23 protein-coding genes are annotated in these 24,032 nt (G+C 64.4%); 16 read left to right on the forward strand and 7 right to left on the reverse strand.

Annotated elements, in window-relative coordinates; translation table 11 throughout:
- Positions 1–5: 5 nt before the first annotated feature.
- Positions 6–482 carry a cupin domain-containing protein gene (locus OKQ63_RS21830; RefSeq protein WP_264214243.1) on the forward strand — a complete coding sequence of 159 codons (477 nt, stop codon included), beginning with the start codon at positions 6–8 and terminating at the stop codon, positions 480–482.
- Positions 483–723: 241 nt separating this feature from the next.
- On the opposite strand, the gene OKQ63_RS21835 is transcribed toward OKQ63_RS21830, so the two are convergent.
- Positions 724–1,668 carry a LysR family transcriptional regulator gene (locus OKQ63_RS21835; protein WP_264214244.1) on the reverse strand — a complete coding sequence of 315 codons (945 nt, stop codon included), beginning with the start codon at positions 1,666–1,668 and terminating at the stop codon, positions 724–726.
- A gap of 113 nt (positions 1,669–1,781) precedes the next feature.
- Here OKQ63_RS21835 and OKQ63_RS21840 point away from each other — a divergent pair, with 113 nt between their 5' ends.
- The 7 genes from OKQ63_RS21840 (at position 1,782) to OKQ63_RS21870 (ending at position 7,746) form a co-directional block, all read left to right on the forward strand.
- Positions 1,782–2,255, forward strand: a complete 474-nt coding sequence (locus tag OKQ63_RS21840; protein ID WP_264214245.1) for a TRAP transporter small permease — start codon at positions 1,782–1,784, stop codon at positions 2,253–2,255.
- Positions 2,252–3,550 (forward strand): TRAP transporter large permease, encoded by a 1,299-nt coding sequence (locus tag OKQ63_RS21845; protein WP_264214246.1) that lies wholly within the window; start codon positions 2,252–2,254, stop codon positions 3,548–3,550. The genes OKQ63_RS21840 and OKQ63_RS21845 overlap by 4 nt, the downstream gene beginning before the upstream one ends.
- A gap of 40 nt (positions 3,551–3,590) precedes the next feature.
- A complete protein-coding gene (gene dctP / locus OKQ63_RS21850; protein ID WP_264214247.1) occupies positions 3,591–4,565 on the forward strand; it encodes a TRAP transporter substrate-binding protein DctP in 975 nt (324 codons plus the stop codon).
- Between the two features lie 71 nt (positions 4,566–4,636).
- Entirely contained in the window at positions 4,637–5,740 is a 1,104-nt protein-coding gene (locus tag OKQ63_RS21855; RefSeq protein ID WP_264214248.1) for an NAD(P)/FAD-dependent oxidoreductase, read from the forward strand.
- Positions 5,715–6,023 carry a (2Fe-2S)-binding protein gene (locus OKQ63_RS21860; RefSeq protein WP_264214249.1) on the forward strand — a complete coding sequence of 103 codons (309 nt, stop codon included), beginning with the start codon at positions 5,715–5,717 and terminating at the stop codon, positions 6,021–6,023. Before OKQ63_RS21855 ends, OKQ63_RS21860 begins: the two co-directional genes overlap by 26 nt.
- Complete coding sequence (locus OKQ63_RS21865) at positions 6,010–7,398, forward strand: FAD/NAD(P)-dependent oxidoreductase (protein WP_264214250.1); 1,389 nt, start codon at positions 6,010–6,012, stop codon at positions 7,396–7,398. The genes OKQ63_RS21860 and OKQ63_RS21865 overlap by 14 nt, the downstream gene beginning before the upstream one ends.
- A 9-nt stretch (positions 7,399–7,407) precedes the next feature.
- Complete coding sequence (locus OKQ63_RS21870; RefSeq protein WP_264214251.1) at positions 7,408–7,746, forward strand: RidA family protein; 339 nt, start codon at positions 7,408–7,410, stop codon at positions 7,744–7,746.
- Positions 7,747–8,221: 475 nt separating this feature from the next.
- Here the strand turns inward: OKQ63_RS21870 and OKQ63_RS21875 are convergent, their stop codons facing one another.
- Entirely contained in the window at positions 8,222–9,124 is a 903-nt protein-coding gene (locus OKQ63_RS21875; protein WP_264214252.1) for a LysR family transcriptional regulator, read from the reverse strand.
- Between the two features lie 358 nt (positions 9,125–9,482).
- On the opposite strand from OKQ63_RS21875, the gene OKQ63_RS21880 reads away from it, so the two are divergent.
- Positions 9,483–10,886, forward strand: a complete 1,404-nt coding sequence (locus OKQ63_RS21880; protein WP_264214253.1) for an aspartate ammonia-lyase — start codon at positions 9,483–9,485, stop codon at positions 10,884–10,886.
- Positions 10,887–10,889: 3 nt separating this feature from the next.
- Positions 10,890–12,353 (forward strand): cysteate racemase, encoded by a 1,464-nt coding sequence (gene cuyB, locus OKQ63_RS21885; RefSeq protein ID WP_264214254.1) that lies wholly within the window; start codon positions 10,890–10,892, stop codon positions 12,351–12,353.
- Between the two features lie 153 nt (positions 12,354–12,506).
- Here the strand turns inward: cuyB and OKQ63_RS21890 are convergent, their stop codons facing one another.
- The 3 genes from OKQ63_RS21890 to OKQ63_RS21900 all read right to left on the reverse strand — a co-directional run bounded on the left by OKQ63_RS21890 (position 12,507) and on the right by OKQ63_RS21900 (position 14,838).
- The gene (locus OKQ63_RS21890; RefSeq protein WP_264214267.1) at positions 12,507–13,805 is read right to left on the reverse strand and encodes a dicarboxylate/amino acid:cation symporter; all 1,299 of its coding nucleotides are present in this window, start codon (positions 13,803–13,805) and stop codon (positions 12,507–12,509) included.
- A 196-nt stretch (positions 13,806–14,001) separates the two neighbouring features.
- Complete coding sequence (locus OKQ63_RS21895) at positions 14,002–14,196, reverse strand: hypothetical protein (protein WP_264214255.1); 195 nt, start codon at positions 14,194–14,196, stop codon at positions 14,002–14,004.
- Positions 14,197–14,199: 3 nt separating this feature from the next.
- Entirely contained in the window at positions 14,200–14,838 is a 639-nt protein-coding gene (locus OKQ63_RS21900) for a LysR family protein (protein WP_264214256.1), read from the reverse strand.
- Between OKQ63_RS21900 and OKQ63_RS21905 the strand changes: the two genes are divergently transcribed.
- Positions 14,818–15,249: an aspartate/glutamate racemase family protein gene (locus OKQ63_RS21905; protein ID WP_264214257.1), complete on the forward strand. Its 432-nt coding sequence runs from the start codon at positions 14,818–14,820 to the stop codon at positions 15,247–15,249. The two genes, OKQ63_RS21900 and OKQ63_RS21905, sit on opposite strands and share 21 nt — an antisense overlap.
- 75 nt (positions 15,250–15,324) lie before the next feature.
- Here the strand turns inward: OKQ63_RS21905 and OKQ63_RS21910 are convergent, their stop codons facing one another.
- Entirely contained in the window at positions 15,325–16,242 is a 918-nt protein-coding gene (locus OKQ63_RS21910) for a LysR family transcriptional regulator (protein ID WP_264214258.1), read from the reverse strand.
- A gap of 162 nt (positions 16,243–16,404) precedes the next feature.
- On the opposite strand from OKQ63_RS21910, the gene OKQ63_RS21915 reads away from it, so the two are divergent.
- The 5 genes from OKQ63_RS21915 (at position 16,405) to OKQ63_RS21935 (ending at position 22,423) form a co-directional block, all read left to right on the forward strand.
- Complete coding sequence (locus OKQ63_RS21915; RefSeq protein WP_264214259.1) at positions 16,405–17,934, forward strand: ABC transporter substrate-binding protein; 1,530 nt, start codon at positions 16,405–16,407, stop codon at positions 17,932–17,934.
- 61 nt (positions 17,935–17,995) lie between these two features.
- A complete protein-coding gene (locus OKQ63_RS21920) occupies positions 17,996–18,913 on the forward strand; it encodes an ABC transporter permease (RefSeq protein ID WP_264214260.1) in 918 nt (305 codons plus the stop codon).
- A gap of 5 nt (positions 18,914–18,918) precedes the next feature.
- Positions 18,919–19,803, forward strand: a complete 885-nt coding sequence (locus tag OKQ63_RS21925) for an ABC transporter permease (RefSeq protein WP_264213973.1) — start codon at positions 18,919–18,921, stop codon at positions 19,801–19,803.
- Positions 19,803–21,440 carry an ABC transporter ATP-binding protein gene (locus OKQ63_RS21930; protein WP_264213974.1) on the forward strand — a complete coding sequence of 546 codons (1,638 nt, stop codon included), beginning with the start codon at positions 19,803–19,805 and terminating at the stop codon, positions 21,438–21,440. Before OKQ63_RS21925 ends, OKQ63_RS21930 begins: the two co-directional genes overlap by 1 nt.
- A gap of 53 nt (positions 21,441–21,493) precedes the next feature.
- The gene (locus tag OKQ63_RS21935) at positions 21,494–22,423 is read left to right on the forward strand and encodes an isoaspartyl peptidase/L-asparaginase family protein (protein ID WP_264213975.1); all 930 of its coding nucleotides are present in this window, start codon (positions 21,494–21,496) and stop codon (positions 22,421–22,423) included.
- 203 nt (positions 22,424–22,626) lie between these two features.
- Here the strand turns inward: OKQ63_RS21935 and OKQ63_RS21940 are convergent, their stop codons facing one another.
- Positions 22,627–23,880 carry an aminotransferase class V-fold PLP-dependent enzyme gene (locus tag OKQ63_RS21940; RefSeq protein WP_264213976.1) on the reverse strand — a complete coding sequence of 418 codons (1,254 nt, stop codon included), beginning with the start codon at positions 23,878–23,880 and terminating at the stop codon, positions 22,627–22,629.
- Positions 23,881–24,032: the final 152 nt, after the last annotated feature.

Below are 24,032 nucleotides of genomic sequence, written 5' to 3' on the forward strand. Positions count from 1 at the left end.
GAACGATGACTGCACTCATTCGCAAACCCGGCGACGGCAGAATGACCGGCGTGGCCGGCGACATCTACACGATAAAGATCAGCGGAGCGGAAACCGGCGGGTCTTTTGCCCTTCTAGAAGCCATTGTGCCGCCAGGAGGCGGACCGCCACCGCACCGGCATTCCCGCGAGGATGAAACTTTCTACATTCTCGACGGCGAGCTGGAGATTGTGGCTGGCGGAGAGACGTCTGCCGCAGGTGCGGGGACGGTGATCCTGCTGCCAAAAGGATCGGTCCACCAGTTCAAGAACACCGGAACAACGGCTGCGCGCATGCTGATCCTTGCCGCGCCCGCGGGGCTGGAGGAGTTCTTCGCTGAAGTCAGCCAGGAACCTGGCACCTTCTCAGCAGACAATCCGCCAGCCATCGATCCGTCGCAGATCGGGAAAATGCTGGAACTTGCCCCCAAATACGGCATGGAGATCATTCCGCCGGATCATTGATCCCCGGTCCGCGGTTTGCCGGGAGGGTGCACCATCAGATTTGGGCAAGGCTGCGCTCTCCGGCTTCCTTTTTACAGAACATGCGGTTCTTTCAGCTCATTGCGGACGACACTTTCGGGATGGAAGCTGCAGATGATAAATTCCGGCAGGACCTTGCCGCACTGGCGGGCAGAGCGTGCATCGCTTTCAGCGGCCTGCACCGGAGGCAGGCGGGGGCAGATCCGTGGCCAGCGGGACCTGTTCAGTTGCCGTTGCCATTTGAAAGGACCTCTTCCATCTCGTCCTGCATCTCGTCGATCGCTGAGCAGAGCCGGTCGGTAAAGGCATGGGAGACCAGTGACCGGGTGGCGTAGCCGGGCGTCAGGATCGAGATGCAGGAACTCATCCGCGGCTCGAAACGTCGGATGGCCAGCGGATTGCGGGTCTGGGGCTGCTGCAGGCAGCTGTAGGCGGTGATCATGTCGCAGATCATATAGCATATGCCGTCAGCGACAAACTGCAGCCCTGGTGCCCAGGTGCGCAGTTCCAGCCGTTTGCGGATCCGGCATCCGGCCTGCTGAAAGACCTGCTCTGTCTGCCGTGTCAGCGGGTGTTCCTTGAACAGCAGCGCCATCGGCCGGCCGGCCAGATCCGCCGGGCTGAGCGCCGGGGCCGCCGCCAGCGGATCACTGGCCGGAAGCACGCAAACACATTCCAGATCGAAATCCCGCTGGGTGACCGACGGCCGCGGATTCGGCGTTTCGGCAAAGCCGATGTCGAACTGCTGTGAGGCAATGAGGTCTTCGATGACATCGGAAGACCGCATGGTCAGCGCGATTTCAAGATCTTCCTTGCCTTCCATGAATGCGGTGAGCACCCGCGGCAGGAAGAAGCTGGATGCGGCCGGATGGCAGGCGATGCTGAGCCTGCCGGCCTGGTGCGCGCGGATCCGGCCCACGGTGTTCTCGATACGCTCGAACCGTTCCAGGACAGCGTCGCACTCCTCGAGGAAAAAATATGCTTCGGGGGTCGGAATCAGCTTGCCCTGTCTGCGCAGGAAAAGACTGAACCCCAGCTCGGATTCCAGCGTCGCGATCATGGTGCTGACAGCAGGCTGTGTGCGCCCGACGGTGCGGGAGGCCTGGGAAATGGAGCCGCTGCGCATGACTTCGCGGAAGGTAACGATTTGACGGATGGAGAGATTCATGTGGGGTATTCACTGAATTTATGAAGTTAGAGGAATAATGAAATTGATATTATGGCAATTGTCCAGCCATATGCACCGGGTCTAGCAGAAGGGAATGCTGGGACGGAGGTTGAATGGACAAGTTTACGAAATACCTGCTGACGGGTTTGATCTGCATGGTCGCCCTGGCCCAGTTCGTCCAGATCGTCACGCGCTACCTGCTGCAGGTGCCGCTGATGGGGCTGGAGGAAGTCATGCTCTATCCCACGGTCTGGCTTTACATCCTGGGCGCCGTGAACGCCTCGCGCGAGGATACCCATATCCGCGCCAATGTTCTGGAAATCGCCATCAATACACCGCGCGGCCACACCATCCTGGCGATCGTGGGCGAAATCATCAGCCTGGTTGTCGGCATTTGGCTGACCACCTGGGCGTGGGATTACACCCTGTACGCCATCCGCGTCTGGAAAGAGACCCCGACCCTGTACCTTCCGACGTTCTATTCCGAAGTGGCGATCCTGGGCGGGATGGTGCTGATGATGATCTACACCGCGCTGCATCTTGTGCGCCACATCAATGACCTGCGCACCGGAGGTGCAACAAAATGATCGAGATCGCCCTTCTTGCCATTGCGGTGCTTGTCATCACCCTGACGCTGGGGGTGCCGCTGCCCTACTGCTTCGGTTCGGCGCTGATGATCATGTATTTCCTCGGCGGCGTGACCATGAAGGGCATGATGCTCTGGGGCTCGCAGCAGCTTGGCAACCCGGTGCTGCTTGCCATCCCGCTGTTTGTGCTGGCCGGCACAATCATGTCCGTCAGCGGTATCGCCGCGTCACTGCTGAATTTCGTCAATGCCTTCATCGGCCATGTGCGGGGCGGATTGGGCGTCGTTGCGGCCGTCAGCTGCGCGGTCATCGGAGCGATTTCCGGCTCGGGCCTGACCGGCATTGCCGCAATCGGCCCGCTGCTGATCCCCGAGATGGAAAAGCGCGGCTATCCGCGGGAATACGCGACCGCCCTGATCGCCAACTCGTCGATCCTTGGCCTGCTGATCCCGCCGTCGGTCACCATGATCGTCTACGGCTGGGTGACGGACACCTCGATCCTTGCCTGCTTCCTGGCGACCCTCGGGCCGGGGCTGCTGATCATGTTCAACTTCTCGGCGATGAACCTCTGGCTCAGCCGCAAGTTCGACCTGGTGCTGGACGATGCGCCGAGCTTTTCGGAATTCACCGGCAAGGTGGCGCGGGAAGGCTTCAGCGCGACCCCGGCGCTGCTGATGCCGGTGATCATCCTCGGCGGCATCTACGGTGGCATCATGACCCCGACGGAAGCCGCTGCCCTGTCAGTGATCTATGCGCTTCCCGTTGGTTTCTTCATCTACAAGGGCCTGAACTGGCAAAGCTTTCTGCTGGCCGGCAAGGAAGCCTCGACCGCGGTGGGCGCGATCATGGTGATGGTGCTGTTTTCGATGATCCTGAGCCAGATGTTCGTCTATGAGGGCATCCCGCAGCAGATGGTCGGCGCCATTTTCGAAGTGACCGAAAACAAGGTGCTGCTGCTGATCTTCATCAATATCCTGCTGTTCCTGGTCGGCATGGTGGTGAACGACGTCACCGCCATCATCCTGATCGCGCCGCTCTTGCTGCCGCTGATGCAGGCCATCGGGGTCACTCCGGTCCAGTTCGCCGCGATCATGGGCGTGAACACCGCGATGGGCGGGGTCACCCCGCCTTATGCCTCGATCCTGTACCTGGGCGCGCGCATCGGCAATGTGAAGGTCACCAAGGTGATCCCCCATGCCATGCTGCTGATCGTGACCTGCTACGTTCCGGTGGTCTTCCTGACCTCGCTGTGGCCCGATCTGTCGCTGTTTTTGCCGCGCCTGTTCGGCTACTGACCCCGATCCCACCCCTTTCATCCAACGGAGGAGAACCCAGATGAAGCACTTTCTTTCCGGCGCCGCGGCCGCAGCCCTGATGGCCATGGCCGGCACGGTTTCGGCCGCTGACCTGAAAATGAGCCACGTGCGCCCGCAGGACACCACCATCGACAAGGAACTGCATGCCTTTGCCGACCAGGTGGCTGAGACCACCGGCGGCGACGTCAAGATCTCGATCTTCCCGGCGTCCTCGCTGGGCGACTACACCACCGTGCAGGAGCGCATCAGCGTCGGCGCGATCGACATGGGGACCCAGCCTGCGGCGACCGCAGCGGACCGCCGCATGCAGATCAGCGCTTTCCCGTTCCTGGCCAGCACCTGGGCCGAGGCGCAGGCGATCTACGGTCCCGGCGGCGCGGTCCGTGACGTGATGCAGGAACTTTATGCCAAGCAGGACATCACCATGCTGGCGGCCTACCCGGTCTATTTCGGCGGCGTGTCGCTGAATGTCGATGCGCCGGAGGCCCAGGGCATCAAGGTGCGCGTGCCCGGCGTCAAGAGCTTTCAGCTGACCGGCGAAGCGCTTGGGTACATTCCGTCGCCGATCCCGTTCTCCGAAGCCTTCACCGCGATTCAGACCGGTGTCGTCGACGGCGTGATCGGTTCGGGCGCTGAGGGCTATTATGCCTCGTTCCGCGACGTGACCAAGGTCTACGTGCCGGCCAACACGCATTTCGAGATCTGGTACATGATCATTTCCAACAGCTCGCTGGCGGAACTGGATGCCGAGGATCAGGAGGCGCTGAAAGCCGCTGCCGTCCAGTTCGAAACGCAGCGCTGGGGCGTGGCCGAAGCCGATCAGGCGCATTGGGAGAAGAAGCTGGCCGACGACCTTGGCACCAAGGTTGTCGACCTCAGCGATGATGAACTGGCGGCAATGGCCGAGAAGGTCCGCGCCGATGTCTGGCCGGTCATCCTGGAGGATATCGGCGCTGAATGGGGCCAGGGCATCCTGGACCAGATCGGCAAGTAAGCGCAGCACACTGCGCGGGGCGGCAGGACGCCGCCCCGCGGCACTGGCAAGAATTCAGGGGAAACGTCGGAATGGAAGCTGACTATGCAGTGATAGGCGGCGGTGTTGTCGGCCTGTCCGTCGCATGGGGCCTGTTGCGGCGCGGCAAACGGGTGGTCGTCCTGGATGGGGACGACGGAGCCTTCCGCGCCAGCCGCGGCAACTTCGGCCTGGTTTGGGTACAGTCCAAGGGCATGAAGCAGCCGCGCTATGCCAGCTGGAGCCAGCAGTCCGCTGCGGCCTGGGCCGGGTTTGCGGCCGAGCTTGCCGAGGGCACCGGCCGCACGGTGCCGCTGCAGCAGAACGGCGGTTACGATCTGCATTTCTCCGAGCAGACCCTGCACGAGACGGTTGCCAAATACGAGGTGCTGAAGCAGGCCCTTGGCGGCAACTACCCCTATGAGGTGCTGGACCGCGCCGCGCTCCGCAGGGAGGAGCCGCACATCGGCCCCGGGGTTGCGGGTGCGATCCTGCACCATCAGGACGGCCACGCCAACCCGCTGCGGCTGCTGCTGGCGCTGGCGGCGGATGTGCGGCGGATGGGCGGCCGGGTACTGAACGGCAAGACGGTCACCGGTGCGGTGCACTCAGGCGGTGCTTTTGAGGTGCGCTGCAGCGACGGCACTGCCGCAACCGCGGAAAAGGTGGTGCTGTCGGCCGGGCTTGGCGCGATGGAGCTGGGCCCGAGGCTGGGCTTCAAGGCGCCGGTGCGGCCGCAGCGCGGCCAGGTGCTGATCACCGAGAAGCTGCCCAGGATGATAAACCGGCCGTCGCTGATCGCGCGGCAGGTTGACGAGGGCGGCATTCAGATCGGCGCCACCAACGAAGAGACCGGCCTGGATGACCGGGTCACCAGCACCGGCCTGTCCGGCCTCGCCGCTGAGGCGGTCAGGGCCTACCCGGCGCTGGCCCGGGCGCAGCTGGTGCGCAGCTGGGGGGCGCTGAGGATCCTGTCGCCCGACGGGCTGCCGATCTACCAGCAAAGCACCGAGCTGCCGGGGGCCTATCTGGTCACCTGCCACAGCGGCATCACTCTGGCCGCGGCGCATGCGCTGTTCCTGCCGGACTGGCTGGAAGGCACCGGCGCCGCCCCTGACTTGGAGGTGTTCAGTGAAGACCGATTCACCGTTTCTTGAGCTGGAGGCCGCACCGCGGGTGCGGGTCTGGTTCGACGGCCAGCCGCTGGAGCTGCCGGACGGCGCCAACCTGGCGGCGGCGCTGCTTGCAGCGGGGGTGCGGACGTTCCGCCATACACCCGTCTCGGGCGCGCCGCGGGCGCCGTTCTGCATGATGGGCGCATGCTACGACTGCCTGGTGGAAACCGGCGGCAGGGTTCAGCAGGCCTGCATGCTCGAGGTGAAAGACGGGATGCGCATCGCGCGCCCGCATGAAGCGGAGGCGGCCCATGCAGAAGGCTGATCTGATCGTCATTGGTGCCGGCCCGGCGGGCATGGCTGCGGCCAGCGAGGCGGCCGGGGCCGGGCTGCGGACCGTCCTGCTGGACGAGCAGCCCCGCCCCGGCGGGCAAATCTACCGCGATGTGGACCGGGCGGCGGGCCTGCGCGGCAGCATCCTGGGGGCGGATTATTTGCATGGTGCAGCGCTGACGGCCAGGCTGCGCAGCCCGGGCATCGAGCATGTCCCGGGGGCGGTGGTCTGGATGATCGAGCAGGGCTTTCAGGTCTCCTATACCCGCGAGGGGCGCGCCGCCCGGGTCGCGGCGGACCGGGTGATTCTGGCCACCGGCGCGCTGGAGCGGCCGATGCCGGTTCCCGGCTGGACCCTGCCGGGAGTGATGACCGCGGGAGCGGCGCAGATCCTGCTGAAGCAATCCGGCGTGCTGCCCAGGCAGGCGGTGCTGGCAGGCAGCGGCCCGCTGCTGTATCTGATCGCGGCGCAGATGGTGCGCGCGGGCACGCCGCCGCTGGCGCTGGTGGAAACCCAGACCCGTGCCGACATGATCAGGGCCGGCCGCCATCTGGGCGGCGCCCTGCGCGGTTGGCGCTACCTGGCCAAGGGCCTGAAGTTGATGGCCGAAATCAGGCGCGCCGGGGTGCCGCGCTATACCGGCGCCACCGCGATTGCGGTGGAGGGCGAAGACCGCGCCGAAGCAGTGGCCTTTGAAAGCGGCGGCCGCGGCCACCGGATCGCTTGCGGGACCGTGCTGCTGCATCACGGTGTGGTGCCTAACCAGCAGGCGGCGCGTTCGATGCAGGTGCCGCACCTGTGGTCGCAGGCGCAGCAGTGCTTCGCGCCGGTGGCAGATGCCTGGGGCCGCACCGGCCGCGAGGGGGTCTTCACCGCCGGCGACGGTGCCGGGATCGGCGGTGCCAGAGCGGCGGAATACTCGGGCCGGATCGCGGCGCTGAAAGCGGCTGAGGAACTGGGCCGGCTGACCGTGCAGGAGCGCGACCGCCTGGCAGCGCCGCTGCTGCGGCAGAAGGCGCGGGAAACTGCGGTGCGCCCGTTCCTGGATGCGGCCTATCCGCCCTATGCCGAGGCGCTGGCGCCGGACGACGCGACCATCATCTGCCGCTGCGAGGAAGTGACCGCCGGCGACATCCGCAGTTTTGCCAGGCTGGGCTGCCAGGGCCCCAACCAGGCCAAGGCTTTTGGCCGGGCCGGCATGGGTCCCTGCCAGGGCCGGTACTGCGGCTTGACCGTGACCGGCCTTCTGGCCAGCGCCAATGGCCGGAGCAAGGATGAGACCGGCTATTACCGCATCCGGCCGCCAATCAAACCCGTGACCCTGGGCGAGCTTGCCGGTGCGCAAGACACGCCCGCCGAAGACTAGGAGACAGAAATGATCGAGCGGATCGACACCGGCACCCGCATGAGCAAGATCGTGAAACACAACGGCGTGGCCTATCTTTGCGGCCAGGTCGGTTCCGGCAGCACCGTGGCCGAGCAGACCCGCGACTGCCTGTCCCGCATCGAGGCGCTGCTGGACAAGGCGGGTTCTTCGCCCGACCGCATTCTGCACGCAATTGTCTGGCTGGCCGACATGAATGATTTTGCCGAGATGAATGCGGTCTGGGATGCCTGGGTGCCGGCCGGCCACGCCCCGGCCCGCGCCTGCGGCGAATCCCGAATTGCCAGCCCGGATCTGAAGGTGGAGATCATCATCACCGCCGCCTGCTGAGCGAGGCTTGCGTCTGCGCAGTGCCCCGCCGGGAAAGCCGGTCCTGAATCGCCAAGTCGATTCAGGACCATAGTTGCGCTGGCGGTTACGGATGGCGATGCCGGCCTGCACCGTGCGAGGAGCGGCATCTTGATGAAATCGTGACCACGGTCGCGGTGAGAAGCCCGGGCTTAGGCGGGCCAATGGTGTGAATGGCACTGTTCCGGATATCCTTTTGCAGCCCGGCGCAATGCCAGGGCTGCAAGGCGTTTTCGATCTGGTTCATCGCTTGCGGGGCGGGCCGCGTGTTGCGATCACCGGCAATTTCCGCAGCTATGTCAAACCGATCGAGACGCCCGCAGCAGCCGCTACCTGATCCCGGGCAAACGGGCTTGCGCGGCCTGCACTCGGCAACTTGGCGGATAACTCTGCAAACAGTCCTTGCGGCAGCCTCAGAGGGATTTTCCTTAGGGGCCTCTTTCTTGTTGCGGGCGGGTCAGCTTTGGGATTGGCCGTTGGCGAAGGTCCAAAGCCGTTCGACTGCCGAACGGCTGCGTTCGATGGAGCGGTACAGTTTGATCTTCATCATGGTTTCGCTGGCCTCGGTGCTAACTCTGGCCAGAGTGCCCTTGGCAAGGTCGTTCTGGACCGTGAGATACGGCAGCCAGGCGACGCCAAGCCCTTCGGCGCAGGCCGTCTTCAGCGCCTCGGCGACAGAGTTCTGGTAGATCAGCTCGAACTGGTTCTTCAGGCCGCCGCGCTCAATCGACAGCTGCGTCAGCCGGCCCAGAAAAGTGTCCGGCGAATATGTCAGCAAGGGAACCTCCCCCTGTCCTGACAGCTGAAACTTGGGACACCCGTCCGCATTGACGGCAGAGACGGCGATCAGCCTGTCTTCGGCAATGATGATGGACGGGTAGCGGGCGTCATCGGTGATCGTCGGAACGCCGGGGTGATGGTAGCACAGCATGAAATCCGCGTTTCCTGCGAGCACAGCCTCGACGCAGCCTGAGAAATTTTCGGCGACAACTCGGGTTTTCAAGACGCCCAGAGATCGTGAAATGCCAGCAATCCAAGCCGGGAAGTAGGAAATGGAAAGCGTATGAAGCGCAACGAAATCAATTACTTCCCCATACCTCTGCGCAAGTCCCATTGCCTCTTCGCGCGCCAGTTCCAAGGCCTTTACGGTGTCCAGCGCCGTCTGTTTGAAAGCTTCGCCCGCCGGGGTCAGGACAACGGGGTGCACGCTGCGGTCGAACAGCGGCGTGCCAACCCAGTATTCCAGATTCTTGATCCTGCGGGTGAACGCCGATTGACTGACGTTGCGCGCATCGGCCGCCCGGGCAAAAACCTGTGCAGAAGCCAGTGTCAAAAAGTCCTCAAGCCAGTCAATTTCCATCGAATGCCTCCCTTGTGCCGGCAGGGTATATCATGATCCGAAATTTGCATGATGCAAACTTTGCAATGCCATTGCGAAGTTTGTTATAGCCGCGCCCGCCGGGCTGCCGCAGATTTGCGGCGAACCTGCTGGTCGCCGGAAGGCGCCGCACCGGACCAAAGCGCCGGGCGGCCGTTGCCTGAATCCGGACATGCGACTGGCGAAAATGCAAAAAAACTTGAAATGACGGCAGCCATATCGCGGCTCCGCACCCAAAAGACGCTTTCCCCGGGTCCGCCCGGTGTCTTGGCCGCCACCCCGCCGCAGTACGGCAACCATACCTGTTTCTTTCAGCCCCCCTCAATAACCGGATCTTCCGATGAACCAGACAGCAGCATTCCGCACCGAAACCGACAGCCTTGGCGCCGTCGAAATCCCGGCTTTGGCCGCCTGGAGCGTGCAGACCCAGCGCGCCATCGACAACTTCCCGATTACTGGCGTTCCGATCAGCCAGTACCCGGAACTGATTGCGGCGCTGGCGATGGTCAAGAAAGCCTGTGCCTTGGCCAACAGCGGACTTGGCGTGCTTTCTGCGGCCCGTGCCGATGCCATCGTTGCTGTCTGTGACGAGATCATTGCCGGGCGGCATCATGACCAGTTCGCAGTCGATGTGATGCAGGGCGGGGCAGGGACCTCGACCAACATGAATGCCAATGAAGTCATTGCAAACCTCGGGCTTCTCAAGCTCGGGCACCGTTATGGCGATTACGCGGAACTGCACCCGAACGACCACGTCAACCGGTCGCAGTCCACCAATGATGTCTACCCGACGGCGATCCGCCTGGCGGTGCTTGCGCGCACCGTGCCGCTGATCGAAGCGATGCAGCAGCTTGTCTCGGCGTTTCATGCCAAGGGGGAGGAATTCACCGGGATCATGAAAGTCGGGCGGACGCAGCTGCAGGACGCGGTGCCGATGCCGCTGGGCGCCGAATTCCGCGGCTTTGCGAACACCATCAACGAAGATATCCAGCGGCTGGCGGACCTGTCGGCGCTGCTGACCGAAGTAAACCTGGGCGGCACAGCCATCGGCACCGGCATCAATGCGCCCGAGGCATTCCGCGAGCTTGCCGTCACCCATTTGCGGGAGATTTCGGGCGAGCCGCTTGTGTCGGCTGCGGACCTGATCGAGGCGTCTTCGGATCTGGGGGCGTTCGTCATGTTTTCCAGCACGCTCAAGCGGATTGCCATCAAGCTCTCCAAGATCTGCAACGACCTGCGCCTTATGGCCTCGGGGCCGCGGGCGGGGCTGGGCGAGATCATCCTGCCTGCGGTTCAGGCCGGTTCTTCGATCATGCCGGGCAAGGTCAACCCGGTGATCCCGGAAGTGGTGAACCAGGTCTGCTTCCAGGCGATCGGCAATGATTTGACCGTCACCATGGCGGCCGAAGCCGGGCAGTTCCAGCTGAATGCGATGGAGCCGGTGATCATTCACAAGGTGATGGAGACCATGGGCTCGCTGACCCAGGCGATGGATGTGCTGCGCAGCCGCTGCGTTGAGGGTATCATCGCGGATGAGGCGCGCTGTGCCGCGCTTCTGGAAGGCAGCCTGGTGCATGTGACGGCGCTGGTGCCGGTGATCGGCTACGAGGCGGCGACCAAGCTGGCGAAATTCGCCCAGGCGCATGGCTTCAGCCTGCGGCAAGCGGCGGGCGGCGCACTGCCGGAGGCCCTGGCCGCCCAGGTGATGGAGAACCTTCCGGCGGAGAACCTGGCAGGGGAGTAACCGATGGACGCACGTGCATCTTTGAGACTGGGCATTGTCGGCGGCCTGGGGGCGCTGGCCGGGGCGGATCTTCTCAACCGGCTGGTGCAGGTCACGCCGGTCCGCTCCGAAGGAGACCACCGCGAGATCCTGTTCGAGCAGCGTCCGCTGCGGGAACCTGTCTCTCCCGCGGATCCGGACTACCAGCCGGCCCACCGCAAATTCTACGTCTATGACACGCTGGCCCGGATGGAGCGGAATGGCTGCGGCGCGGCACTGCTGCCCTGCTTCGTGACGCATACTTTCCTGAATGAGCTGCGCGAGGAGCTGGGTCTGCGGCTGGTCAGCATGACCGATGCCATCCGCAACCATGTCGCGGCGCTGCCGCGGCCGCCGCGGAATATCGGTGTGCTGACCTCGCCCTATGTCCGCAAAAGCGGGCTGTTTGACGGGCTTTTCGATGGCGGAATAAAGGTTCTATACCCGCAGCGGGCCACCGAGGCGGCAATGCTGGAGGCGGTTTATGGCGCGGATGGCTTCAAGACCGGGCGGCGCGATGCCAGGGTGACGGAACCGGTGATCCGCGCGCTGGAGGAACTGAGCGGCATGGGTGCGGACCTGGTGGTGCCCGGATTGACGGAGCTGCCGCTGCTGATCGAACAGCTGACCGGCGCGGCGGGCATCCCGGTCCTGAACACGGCCACGCTTTATGCCGAACATGCGCTGGCGCTGACCGGCGCGGCCGCCCGGCGGCCGTTCAAGGTTGGCGTGGTGGGCGGTGTCGGCCCGGCGGCGACGGTGGACTTCCTGTCGAAACTCGTGGCCGGCACGGATGCGCGGCGCGATCAGGACCACCTCAAGGTGCTGGTCGAACAGAACCCGCAGATTCCCGACCGCACCGAGAACTTGCTGGGCGGCGGCACCGATCCTTCGATCGCGCTTTATTCGACCTGCAAGAAGCTGGAGCGCGGCGGCGCCGACATCATCGCCATCCCTTGCAATACCGCGCATGCCTATCTCGACCGGATTCAGCGGCATCTCGACATTCCCATCGTCAGCATTTTGACGGTGACCGCCGACCACATCCGCGCCGCTTTCCCGGCAGTCCGCAAGGTCGGCATCCTTGCCACCAGCGGCACCATCCAAAGCGGGCTGTACCAGGAGGCGCTGGAGGCCGCCGGTCTGCTGCCGGTGGTGCCGGACGAGGCGCATCAGGCGCTGGTCATGGAGGCGATTTACGGCCCGCAGGGGGTGAAGGCCGGCCGGATCAGCGGGCTGTGCCGGGAACAGATCGTTAAGGCAATCGAGCACCTGAAGGCCGCTGGCGCCGAGGCGGCGATCCTGGGATGCACCGAGCTGCCGCTGATCGCGCCGGAACCGGGCAGCGCAGCCATCGGGCAGCTCATCGACCCCACCCAGGTGCTGGCGGCAAAATGCGCTAGCCTGGCGCAGGCTGCGGAACACGGGCCGCATTCGCGGGAGGTATGAAGCAGCGCTACCGGAAACGGCTGCCGGCACCAGCCGCAACCTGAAATGCCCTCCGCATCATGCGGAGGGCATTTTTGTGCCGCATGCCTGTTGCAAAAAGGATAGGGCCGGACGCTGCAGCGCCCGGCCCGGTAGTGCACGGTTCGCCGGTTGTCAGACGTCCTTCAGCTCCGGCGACTTCATGACATGCGGCGTGTCGTAGGCGGTGGTGTCGATCTGATCTTCCGATTTCGCGATCAGCACCGTGCAGGCGGCATCGCCGGTCACGTTCAGCGCGGTGCGCGCCATGTCCAGGATCCGGTCGATGCCCGCAATGATTGCCACGCCTTCCAGCGGCAGACCCACCGAGGTCAGCACCAGCGACAGCATCACCAGCCCGGCCCCCGGCACGCCAGCGGTGCCGATTGAGGCCAGAGTTGCGGTCAGAATGATCGTCACATACTGCTGCATGCCCAGCTCGACACCAAAGGCCTGCGCCACAAACAGCGCGGCGACGCCCTGGTACATGGCGGTGCCGTCCATATTGATGGTCGCGCCCAGAGGCAGGGTGAAGCTGGAAACCGAGCGGTCGACGCCCAGGTTCCGCTCCACCGCGGTCATGGTGACCGGCAGGGTGCCGGAGCTGGAGGTGCTGGTGAAGGCCACGATCTGCGGTTCGATCACACCCTGGAAGAAGCGCACCGGGTTCAGCCGGGCCACCACGGCCACAAGGCCGCCATAAACCACCAGCGCATGAATGACGCAGCCGAGGTAAAGCGCAAAGATCACGGTGCCAAGCGGCAGCAGCAGGTCCAGCCCGTAGGTGCCGGCAACCCAGGTGATCAGGGCAAACACGCCGTAGGGAGCAAAGGAGATCACGATTTCGGTCAGCTTCAGGATCACCGCGTTCAGCGATTCAAAGAAATCGCGCACCGGCTGGGCCGGCTTGCCCGCCAGATTGATCGCCAGACCGAACACGATGGCAAAGAAGATGATCTGCAGCACATTGCCGTCGGCTGCTGCCGCAACCGGATTGTTCGGAACGATGCCCAGCAGCGTATTGATGAAGGGCGGTGCCTCCTTCGCCTCCATCGCCGCGGCGGTGGCAAGGTCGGTGCCGGCACCGGGCTGCAGGATGGTGCCGAGCAGCAGGCCGATGGTGATCGCAAAGGCCGTGGTGCCCAAGTAGAACAGGATGGCCTTCACGCCGACCCGGCCGATGCGGGCCATGTCACTGACCGAGGTCATCCCGCAGACCAGAGACACGAAGATCAGCGGCACGATCAGCATCTTGATCGCTGAAATGAACAGCGTGCCGACATGTTTGATCGTGGCCGCGATGGCTTCATTGCCGGTCATGTTCAGGGCAATGCCGAGCATGGCCCCCAGCACCAGCGCAATGGCGATCTGTTTCCAAAGCAACAGGCTGGTCCAGCTTGCGATTATACCTGTCGTTTCCCTGCGCGACGTCATGTCGTCCTCCCACTTCAGTTCCAAGAGGCTTCCGGAAGATTGTCGGAGGCCGTTCCCGATCGTGGCGCGGACCTTAACATGGCGGGTTGCGCAACCGTGTTGCAAAGAGAAGAAGTGCATTGCAAAATTTGCATAATGCGTGGAGCGGGAAGGGTTCAGGCATAATGCGGCCCCGGGCGGAATCTGGCCGCCTAGGTCAATTTGCGCTCAAACGCGCTGCGGCCCGGACCACGAAATCCGTATCAAAGGCGCTGCCTGGCGGGGCATAAAAGGCAATATCCAGAGGCACTTGACCCAAGGCGGAGCTGAGATCCTCAAGTTGCCCGGCGGCGATTTCGTCGTGAATCAGGCTCATCGGCAGCCAAGCCATGCCCAGCCCGTTCAGAACCATGTTTTAGGCCGCTGCCGAAAATTCGGTATCGCAGATTGGCCGCCCTTCGCACGGCCGTACCAGCCCTGCCCGTTCGGCACGGGCCAGCAGCTGACCCAGATAGCTCTGCTCCGGGTAGCTGATCAGCGGCCGGTCTTTGGGAATTTGATCCAGTGCTCCGGCGCTGCCCGCAACCGGGATCAGCGCCTCATCGCCCCAATGCATGCGCGCATAGCTTTCGTCAAACGGCAGATGGGGGTCATCGGGGGCACTATAGCAGAGCATCAGCTCGGCATCGCCGCGCACGAAGGCCGATATGCACTCGGACCGGTCAGCCGTGCGCTGCCGGAAATTCACCGGCCCGGCCTCCTGCTGCACCAAATTCATGCAGCCGCACATCATGGTCTGCGCCAGCGCATGCTGGGCCGTGACCGTTACCGTTGTCTCTGCGGCGCCGGCAAAGCGGATCAGGCGCTGCAACTCGTCCAGCCGCTGCGGCAAGGCCCGGATTTCCGGCTCGCTTTCGTGCAAGCCGCTGCGGATCTGCACCCGGTTGCTGCTGCGGTCCGGAATATCCTGGCCAAGCCAATGCTCAAATGCCCTGATCCGGGGCGAAAAGGCCGGCTGGGTGATGGCCCGGCGATGCCTTGCAATACCGCGCATCACTATGCGCCGGACATCGCAGCTGCAGCACGGGTGCCGCTGCTGAACATGGTGACGCTTTCGGCTCAGGCTGCCCTGGAAAAGAACGGAAAGGGCGCGCGGAGCGGTGTTCTGGGCTCCCCCGCGCTGCGGCAGATTGGTCTGTTTGACCGCGCGCTGGCGGCCAACGGGATGCATGGCCTTTACCCGCAGGATGAACCTGCGCTGCTGGCTGCCATCCAATCGGTCAAGCGTTCGGGGCCCAGCCCGGCGGCGGGCGCTGACCTGTGCCTGGTGGACTGCACCGAGTTTTCCCTGCTTCGCGGGGAGCCCGGCAGTCCGGTGCCGGTGATCGACACGCTGGATGTGCTGACCCGCGCGATCCGGGATTTCGTCTTTTGCGGGTTTGTGCCCGCAGAGGTACAGGTCTGATGCAGCGCGGGTGCCGGTTCTGACCAGCGCAGAAGCGGATGCTTGCGCTGTCCCTTGGTGCCTGCACTGTCCCCGCTATTCCTGACCACGCGCAGCCTCTGGCAGAAGATCCCAGAACAGCTCGACCCCGCGGTTGCGGCCGACGGGCAGGCGGTAGGCGACAATCGAAAGGCCGATCTCCAGGTCTGTGCCCGGCAGCACTGCCAGCCGCCCGGCCTCCAGATCGCCGCGGATCAGGGTTTCCGGCAGCCAGGCAACACCGCGGCCAAGCAGAGCAACCTGGCGCAGACCTTCGCCGAGGGTGCTTTTCATCACCGGGCGCAGCTTGTCATGGTGCCGGATCAGCACCGGGGCGATCAGCTTGTCAGAAAAGGAATATTCCGAGTAGCTGAGGAACGGCACCACGGGGGCCTTGGCGGCAAGCCAGTCGGGGCCCAGCTCTGCTGCCAGCGCAGGCGCCGCCACTGGCCGCAACACGTCGCGCCCCACCTCGCGCAGCTCGAACTGCGCAAGCTCGGAAGCCCCGAGCTGCAGGCCCGGCGTCTGATAGGTGACCACAATATCCGCCAGGCCGCTGGCCAGCGTTTCGAAATACTCTTCGACGGCCTGGACCGAGGGCAATACGGTGACTACGCCTTTCGGGTCCAGCTTCGCAAACTCGGTGATCACTGGCGGCAAGACGCTGAAAGTGAGCGTGTGCAGCGCCAGGACCCGTACCGACGCATCAAAATCCGAACGTATCTGCCGCAGATCCCGCCGGGTCAGGTTGATCTCCGTTATCATCGTCCGTGCGCGGGGCAGAAATTCCTCGCCGGCCGGCGTCAGCTGCACCGGGTAGGTGCTGCGGTCGAACAGCGGCACTCCGATCCAATTCTCCAATGAGCGAATGCGGCGGGAATAGGCCGGCTGGGTCACGTTGCGCTCTACCGCGGCCCGGCTGAAGCTGCGCGAGGTCGCCAGCGCGACAAAATCCTGAAGCCATTTGAGTTCCATAGGGCCCCTCCTGATCGGAATAGAACCAATGTGTCACATCAGGTTAGGTCAGGATATGCCGATTCGGCATAACGTTCGGCCACCTTGGTATTGGACACCATGCCCCCCTGGCCGCCAAATCCCCGGCAACAGTTTTCATGCTGCATCCAGGGAGGACCCACCGTGAAACTCAAATCTGCCCTAATGGCTGCCGGGATGATCGGCGCAGTGCTCGCAGGCGCGCCGCCGGCGCTTGCAGGCAAGGCCGATAACACGCTCACCGCGGCCTTTGCCCGCGGCCTTGCGACCACCGACGGGCTTTATTCCACCACCCGCGAGAACGACATACTGGGCCTGCTGATCGATGATGCGCTGTTCTACGTCGACCCCGCAGTCAAAAAACCGGTGCCTCTGGTGGCCGATTCCTATGAATTCACTGATGAGACCACGCTGGTCGTGAAGCTGCGCAGCGATGTCACCTTTCACGATGGCTCGCCGCTGACCGCAGCAGATGTGGTCTATTCCTTCCAGCACATCGTGCGCCCTGAGGCGGAAACCAAATTCGGCCAGCGCATTGCGCAGTGGATGGAAAGCGTCGAGGCGGTGGACCCGCAGACCGTGATCTTCCGCATGAAGGCGCCGAACGCGATGGTGCTCTATGATCTGAGTTATTATTCGAAGCTCCGCAAGGCGGGTTCGTATGAGGTTGACGGCGTCACTGATCCGGATGCGCAGATGACGCTGAACTTGGGCACCGGCCCCTACCGGGTGGCGGAATTTCTGCCCGGTGAGAAGGTGGTGCTGGACCTGTATGACAATTACCGCGCCGGCAGCCCCAAGGACGCGTCCATCGCCAGGCTGGTGATCCGGTTCATCCCCGACGAGGCCACTCAGGTGGCCGAAGTGATGTCGGGCGGAGTGGACTGGACCTTCGGGATCTCCTCGGAGATGGCGGAGAATGTGGCGGGCACCGGCCGGGCGCAGTTCCTGACCGCGCCATCGCTGCGGGTCGGCTACCTGTCGCTGGATGCGGCGGGCCGCGCCGACGAGACCACGCCGCTGCGGGATCTGCGGGTGCGCCAGGCGCTGAACCACGCGGTGAACCACGAGGAGCTGGTGGCCAGCATAACCGGCGGCAGCGCCAAGGTGGCCAGGACCCCCTGCCACAGCCTGCAATTCGGCTGCGACCAGGGCAGGGTCCGTTATGGCTATGACCCGGACAAGGCAAAGGCGCTCCTGGCTGAGGCCGGATACCCCGACGGGTTCGAGATCGATCTGTGGGCGGCGCGCGACCGGCCGCTGCAGGAGGCGGTGATCGCGTATTGGGCCAAGATCGGCGTGCGGGCCAATCTGCGCTATGTGAAATCCATCTCCAAGGACCGCAACGCCGGCAAGCTGAGCCTCTACTACGACACCTGGGGATCCTATTCGATCCCGGATGCCGGAGCGATCATTCCCGATCTGTTCGATCTGAAAACGCCCAAGGTCTATACCGGCGACGAAGCGCTGAGCAAGCTCGTGCTGAGTACCAACCAGACCTACGACCAGGCTGAGCGTGAAGCGAAATTCTCGCAGGCAATCCAGACCATAACCGAGCAGGCCTATTGGGTCCCGATCCAGGAATACCCGATGAATTTCCTCTATTCGAACGATCTGGAGTTCAGCCAGCCGGACGATGGCATGCAACGGCTGTTCCTGGCCCGCTGGAAGTAACCTCCCCTGGCTGGTCCCGGCGTGTTCCGGGGCCGGCCGCCATGTTAGAAAGGACCGGCCGATGCTGCTTTATGTTTGCAAGCGAGGCATCCTGGCGCTGGCGGTGGCTCTGGCCGTCAGCCTGGTAACCTTCATCCTGCTCTATTACGCCACCGATCCGGCCGAGGCCCTGGCCGGCGAGGATGCCCTTCCCGCCCAGGTCGCGCAGATCCGCGCGCAGCTGGGCTTGGACCGGCCGCTGCACATCCAGTATGCAAGCTGGCTCGGCGGGGTGGCCTCAGGCGACTTCGGCGACAGCTACTTCTGGCGCACGCCGGTGGTGGAGCTGGTGCAGCGGCACTTCCCGATCACCCTGCAACTGGCCGGGATGGCGATCGGTGTTACCATCCTGGTGGCAATCCCGCTCGGCGTGGTGTCGGCGCTGTACTCCAACACAGTCATCGACCGGTTTGCGCTGGCACTTGCCGTGGCCGCGCAGGCGGTGCCGAACTTCTGGCTCGGCATCATGGCAATTCTGCTGTTTGCGGTGATGCTGCCGCTGTTCCCGGTCTCCGGCCAGGACACATTCTGGCATTTCGTGATGCCCGCCTGCGTGCTGGGGCTGTCGTCGGTGCCGGCGGTGATGCGGCTCACCCGCACCGGGCTGCTGGAGGTGATGGGCTCGGATTACATCCGCACCGCCCGGGCCAAGGGCTACCGCGGTCTCCGGCTGCTGACCCGCCATGCGATGCGCAATGCCATCCTGCCAGTGGTGAGCGTGCTGGCGGTGCAGCTCGGCAGCAAGCTCGGCGGCTCGATTGTCACCGAAAGCGTATTTGCAATCAATGGAATGGGGCGGCTTGCCCTGGAGAGTATCCTGGCCGGCGATGTGCCGACCGTTCAAATGCTGGTGTTCATCTTCGCGCTGGTCTTCGTGCTGCTGACCTTCCTCGCCGATGTGCTGAATGCCTGGCTGGATCCGCGGATCCGTTTGGGGTGACTGACATGACCACGACCGATATCGACATCGAAGGCCTGACACCCGCTCAGGCGATGCGGGCCAAGGCCCGGAGAAACCGCGGCTTCATCTACGGGGCCGCCGTTCTGGCCCTGATCACCCTGGCTGCCGTCTTTGCGCCCCTGCTGACGCCCTATGATTTCGCCGGCCAGGTACTGACTGACCGGCTGTTGCCGCCGGTCTGGGCCGGCGGCGGGTGGGAGCATCCGCTGGGCACCGACCACCTGGGCCGCGACTATCTCGCGCGGCTGCTGTACGGTGCGCGGATCTCGCTTGCGGTCGGCTTCCTGGCTGCGTCGATCGGCTGTGTCCTGGGTGTCACCCTGGGGGTGGTGGCCGGGTACTACGGCGGCCGGGTGGACCAGGCGATCAGCTTCATCCTGTCCTGCCAGCTGGCGTTGCCCAGCCTGCTGATCGCGATGGCGCTGGTGTTCCTGATCGGTCCCTCCGTGCCGGTGGTGATTGCGGTCATCGGTTTCCTGCACTGGGGGCTTTACTTGGTGATCAGCCGCACCGCCACCCAGCGCCTGCGCCAGCAGGAATTCGTGGCCGCGGCGCAGGCGCTTGGCGCGCCGGTCCGCTCGATCCTCTGGGGCGAGATCCTGCCCAACCTGATCAGCCGGATCCTGGTTGTCTTCACCTATGAAGTGGGCAGCGCCATTCTGGCCGAAGCCTCGCTCAGCTTCCTGGGCGTGGGCATCCCCTCGCCGATGCCCTCCTGGGGGCTGATGATCGCCGAGGGCAAGAATGCGATCTTTTTCCAGCCCTGGCTGGTGATCATCCCCGGCGCCGCGCTGTTTGTTCTGGTGATTGCAATCAACCTGATGGGGGACGCGCTGCGCGACATCACGGCACCGGAGGGCCGCAACTGATGGAAAACACAAGCGTTCATACACAGCCGCAGGGCGGGGCAAAAGCTCCGGTTCTTTCGATCTGTGATCTGACGGTGACCCTGCCGGTGCCGAGCGGCACCCTGACCGCAGTAAACGGGCTGAACCTTGACCTGCATCCGGGCGAAACCGTTGGCATCGTTGGCGAAAGCGGCTCGGGCAAGTCGATGACCGCACTGGCAGTGATGGGGCTGCTGCCGCCCGCTGCGGCATCGGGCGCAGCGCGGCTGGAACTGTGCGGGCGCAATCTGCTGGAGATGAATGACCGCGCCCTGGCCCGTGATATCCGCGGCCAGCGCGCGGGGATGATCTTTCAGGAGCCGATGACCTCGCTCAACCCGGTATACACTGTCGGGCGCCAGCTGACCGAAACCGTCACCCTGCACGGCGGCAGCCATGCCAAGGCCAGGACGCGCGCGCTGGAACTGATGGACGCGGTGGGCATCCCGGACCCAGCCGAACGGTTCAGCCAGTATCCGCATCAGTTTTCAGGCGGCCAGCGCCAGCGTCTGATGATTGCCATGGCACTGATGAACGAGCCGGATCTCCTGATCGCGGACGAGCCGACCACCGCGCTGGACGTGACCATTCAGGCTCAAGTGCTGGAGCTGCTGAAAGACCTGCAACAGCGGCTCGGCATTGCAATGGTGCTGATCTCGCACGACTTCGGCGTGGTTGCCCGATACACCGACAAGGTCGTGGTGATGCTGAAGGGTGACGTGGTCGAGACCGGCGCTACTGCCGAGGTGCTGAAAAATCCGCAGCACGGCTATACCCGGCGGCTGCTGGCCAGCATCCCGCATGCAAAGGGGCGCAGCGTGGAGGCGGTGAAGCGCCCGAGCGCCATTGAGGTGCAGAAGATCAGCAAGACCTTCCACGTCCGCCGCGGCTTGTTCGGCCCGATCCGGCAGGTGAAGGCATCGCAGGATGTTTCGCTGCAAGTGGGCCGCGGCGAAACCCTGGCCCTGGTCGGCGAAAGCGGCTCCGGTAAATCCACGCTGTCCCGGATGATGCTGGGGCTGATGGCGCCGGATGGCGGCCGGATCCTGTTCAACGGCACCGATGTGCGCAAGATGGATGCGGCAGCGCGGGCGCGGCTGGTGCAGCCGGTGTTTCAGGACCCGTTCTCGTCCCTCAACCCGCGCCGTTCGGTGCGCGAGATCATCCGCCAGCCGCTGGACATCCATGGCATCGGCAGCCGCGGCGAGCGCGAGCAGAAGGTGCGCGGGCTGATGGAGCAGACCGGGCTCAGCCCGCGTTTCCTGCACGCCTTTCCGAACCAGATGTCGGGCGGCCAGCGGCAGCGGGTGGCAATCGCCCGGGCGCTGATCCTGCGTCCCGAAATCCTGATCTGCGATGAACCGACCTCGGCGCTGGATGTCTCGATCCAGGCGCAGGTTCTGGACCTGCTGGACACGCTGAAGGCCGAGCTCGATCTCACCATGGTGCTGATCACCCATGATCTGGGCGTGGTCGAGCAAATCGCGGACCGGGTTGTTGTATTGAAAGACGGTGCCGTGGTCGAGCAGGCGCTGGTGCAGGATCTCTTTGCCCGGCCGCAGCAGGACTACACCAAGCGGCTGCTGGCCTCGGTGCCGCGGCTGGAGCATGCAGCGTGAGCGGGCGCGCCGCGGGGAACACAAGCGGGCAGCAGCAACAAGGGAGAGCAGCAATGAGTGAAACAGGCTGGGCCATTGCCCTGCATGGCGGCGCCGGCGTGATGCGCCGGGAAACGATGGATGCCGCCCGCGAAGCGGAAGTGCGGGCCGGGCTGGCCGCGGCGCTTGCCGCGGGCCGGGAGGTGCTGGACGCAGGCGGTTCCAGCCTGGATGCGGTGCAGGCCACGGTCTGCAGCCTGGAGGACAACCCCTGCTTCAATGCGGGCCATGGCAGCGTGATGACCTCGGACGGCACGTTTGAACTGGAGGCGGCGATCATGCGCGGCAGCGACCTGGCAGCCGGCGGGGTCATCAACGTCAGCCACATCCGCAATCCGGTCAGCCTGGCGCGGTATATCCTCGACCATTCAGAGCATGTGGTCTTTGCCGGGGCAGGGGCTGAGCGCTATGCCGCGGGCGCCGGCTTCGAGCTGATCAGCTCCGGCTATTTCGAAACCGAGATGCGGCGGGCGCAGTTCAACGCCACCCGCGCCTCCGGCGCCGTCACGCTGGACCATGACGGCAAGCGCTACGGCACCGTGGGCGCCGTGGCGCGGGACCGGGCCGGCTCCCTGGCCGCTGCAACCTCGACCGGCGGGCTCAACAACAAGGCGCCTGGCCGGGTTGGCGATTCCGGCATCATCGGCGGCGGCACCTATGCAAATGACAAGAGCTGCGCGGTTTCGGCCACTGGCCGCGGCGAGGCCTTCATGCGGATGACGGTGGCGCGGGATATTGCTGCCATGATCGAATACGGCGGGGTCGCTCTGGCCGATGCGGTGGAGCGCAAGGTGATGACCGAACTGCCCGTGATCAATGGCCGCGGCGGGGTGATCGCCCTGACGCGCACCGGAGCGCCGGTGCTGCAATTCAACACGCCTGGCATGTACCGCGCGGCGCAATGCGAGGGCGAAGCCGCACAGGTGGCGGTTTTTGCGCTTTGAGGCATCCGCGGCGGAGGCGGGCGGCGGTCCGCGTTCCGGAGCGCTGGCACCTGATGCGCATGCTTTCGCAGGCGACGGCCACGCCTCGCCGGGCCAGCGGTTCGCTGGCCCAGTGCAATACAGTGATACGTCCGGACGGCGCAGGAAACGATGGAACGGGGAAGCAAAGGCCTTGCGGGCGGGACGCCGAAACTTGGCAGTCCCTAGCCCGTGATCTCTTTCATCACGCCCAGAAATTTTGCCACTTCGCCGATGCTGTTGTAGTGGCACATGGACACGCGCACGCAGCTGTCCATGCCCAATGGCGCCAGGATATTGCCGGAGTAATGATCCGCCTTGCGCAGATGGGTGCGGATGCCCTGTGCGTTCAGCCGTTTCACCACATCCACTGAAGGAACCCCCGCGACGGTCAGCGATACCAGCCCCTCGCGCGCGGGGTTGTTGGCACCGCCGAGGATTGTGACGCCCTCCATCTCGGCAAGGCCCGGCAGATTTCCGGTGCCAAAGATCATCGCATCGGTCAGGGCCTTTTCCTGGGCATGGATCGCCTCGCCCGCGGCAGCGAATTTGGCGCGCCGGTCGGTGGCATCGCTGACCTCGCCGCCGAGCCATTCCAGGTAACCGGCCACATCCGACAGCGTCGCATAGCTGCCGGTGTCGCGGGTGCCCATTTCCCAATTGTCCGCAGGCCCGTCTATCAGCGCGTTATGCGGCAGATGGGTCAGCCGGTCCGAGATCCAGGCGAGGCCATAGCCATGGCGCGAGAACATCTTGTAGGGCGAGATCACATAGCCATCCACACCGTAGGCCGTCAGGTCGATGCGCCCGTGGGCGGCGTGCTGGATGCCGTCGGCGATGATAAAACACTCCGGGGCAGCTTCCCGGATGGCGGCGGCGCAGGCGGCCAGATCCACACCCATGCCGGTGACCGGCGAGGTGTGCACGATGGTCGCCACAACCGTGTCCGGGGTGACCGCCCGGGCATAGGCTTCGGCGGTGATGGTTCCGGCGGCATCGTCATGCGGGATCAGCACATGCTTCTGCCGCGCCACCCCGGCCCAGCGGGCACAGGCGGAGCGGGTCGCCGGATGCTCCAGCGTCGAACCCAGCACGGTGCCGCCCGCTGCGGTGCCAAGGCAGGCGTTCATGATCAGGCGGAACAAGAGCTCGGTGCCGCTTTCGCCCACAAAGAACTGGCCGCCGGGGGCGTTCATGAACACGCGCATGTCGTCCTTGGCCTTGGTGATCACCCGCACCAGCTCATGGCTGCCGGGGTTGTCGCGGCCCTGGTTGTCGGGGACCGCGGCATAGCGGGCCGATGTTTCCACCACCGAGTTCAGCGTCAGCGCGCCGCCGGCGTTTTCAAAGAAGATGCGGCTGCCCTGTTCGGGGCAAGTGTCCACCTGTGCAAAGCGGGCGCGGATTTGGTCCAGCAGAGTGTCGGCGATCTGGGGCATGGCAAGTCCAAACAGGAAAGAGTTCAATTTGCCGCCACAGTAGGGCGGTTGCCGGGCGGGAGCATGCAAAAAATTCCGGGGCTGAGGGGTGGAAATCTCTGTGGCTGCCAGACTGAAATGAGGGCAGCGCCGGGCGGTTCAGCCTTTCGCCG

It is taken from the genome of Leisingera thetidis, from assembly GCF_025857195.1.
GTDB lineage: Bacteria > Pseudomonadota > Alphaproteobacteria > Rhodobacterales > Rhodobacteraceae > Leisingera > Leisingera thetidis.

Bases quoted from the DNA above. Each gene is read 5' to 3' on its own strand.
- OKQ63_RS21830 (WP_264214243.1), top strand. From the start codon at position 6: ATGACTGCACTCATTCGCAAACCCGGCGACGGCAGAATGACCGGCGTG.
- OKQ63_RS21835 (WP_264214244.1), bottom strand. From the start codon at position 1,668: ATGAATCTCTCCATCCGTCAAATCGTTACCTTCCGCGAAGTCATGCGC.
- OKQ63_RS21840 (WP_264214245.1), top strand. From the start codon at position 1,782: ATGGACAAGTTTACGAAATACCTGCTGACGGGTTTGATCTGCATGGTC.
- OKQ63_RS21845 (WP_264214246.1), top strand. From the start codon at position 2,252: ATGATCGAGATCGCCCTTCTTGCCATTGCGGTGCTTGTCATCACCCTG.
- dctP (WP_264214247.1), top strand. From the start codon at position 3,591: ATGAAGCACTTTCTTTCCGGCGCCGCGGCCGCAGCCCTGATGGCCATG.
- OKQ63_RS21855 (WP_264214248.1), top strand. From the start codon at position 4,637: ATGGAAGCTGACTATGCAGTGATAGGCGGCGGTGTTGTCGGCCTGTCC.
- OKQ63_RS21865 (WP_264214250.1), top strand. From the start codon at position 6,010: ATGCAGAAGGCTGATCTGATCGTCATTGGTGCCGGCCCGGCGGGCATG.
- OKQ63_RS21870 (WP_264214251.1), top strand. From the start codon at position 7,408: ATGATCGAGCGGATCGACACCGGCACCCGCATGAGCAAGATCGTGAAA.
- OKQ63_RS21875 (WP_264214252.1), bottom strand. From the start codon at position 9,124: ATGGAAATTGACTGGCTTGAGGACTTTTTGACACTGGCTTCTGCACAG.
- OKQ63_RS21880 (WP_264214253.1), top strand. From the start codon at position 9,483: ATGAACCAGACAGCAGCATTCCGCACCGAAACCGACAGCCTTGGCGCC.
- cuyB (WP_264214254.1), top strand. From the start codon at position 10,890: ATGGACGCACGTGCATCTTTGAGACTGGGCATTGTCGGCGGCCTGGGG.
- OKQ63_RS21890 (WP_264214267.1), bottom strand. From the start codon at position 13,805: ATGACGTCGCGCAGGGAAACGACAGGTATAATCGCAAGCTGGACCAGC.
- OKQ63_RS21895 (WP_264214255.1), bottom strand. From the start codon at position 14,196: ATGGTTCTGAACGGGCTGGGCATGGCTTGGCTGCCGATGAGCCTGATT.
- OKQ63_RS21905 (WP_264214257.1), top strand. From the start codon at position 14,818: ATGCCTTGCAATACCGCGCATCACTATGCGCCGGACATCGCAGCTGCA.
- OKQ63_RS21900 (WP_264214256.1), bottom strand. From the start codon at position 14,838: ATGCGCGGTATTGCAAGGCATCGCCGGGCCATCACCCAGCCGGCCTTT.
- OKQ63_RS21910 (WP_264214258.1), bottom strand. From the start codon at position 16,242: ATGGAACTCAAATGGCTTCAGGATTTTGTCGCGCTGGCGACCTCGCGC.
- OKQ63_RS21920 (WP_264214260.1), top strand. From the start codon at position 17,996: ATGCTGCTTTATGTTTGCAAGCGAGGCATCCTGGCGCTGGCGGTGGCT.
- OKQ63_RS21925 (WP_264213973.1), top strand. From the start codon at position 18,919: ATGACCACGACCGATATCGACATCGAAGGCCTGACACCCGCTCAGGCG.
- OKQ63_RS21930 (WP_264213974.1), top strand. From the start codon at position 19,803: ATGGAAAACACAAGCGTTCATACACAGCCGCAGGGCGGGGCAAAAGCT.
- OKQ63_RS21935 (WP_264213975.1), top strand. From the start codon at position 21,494: ATGAGTGAAACAGGCTGGGCCATTGCCCTGCATGGCGGCGCCGGCGTG.
- OKQ63_RS21940 (WP_264213976.1), bottom strand. From the start codon at position 23,880: ATGCCCCAGATCGCCGACACTCTGCTGGACCAAATCCGCGCCCGCTTT.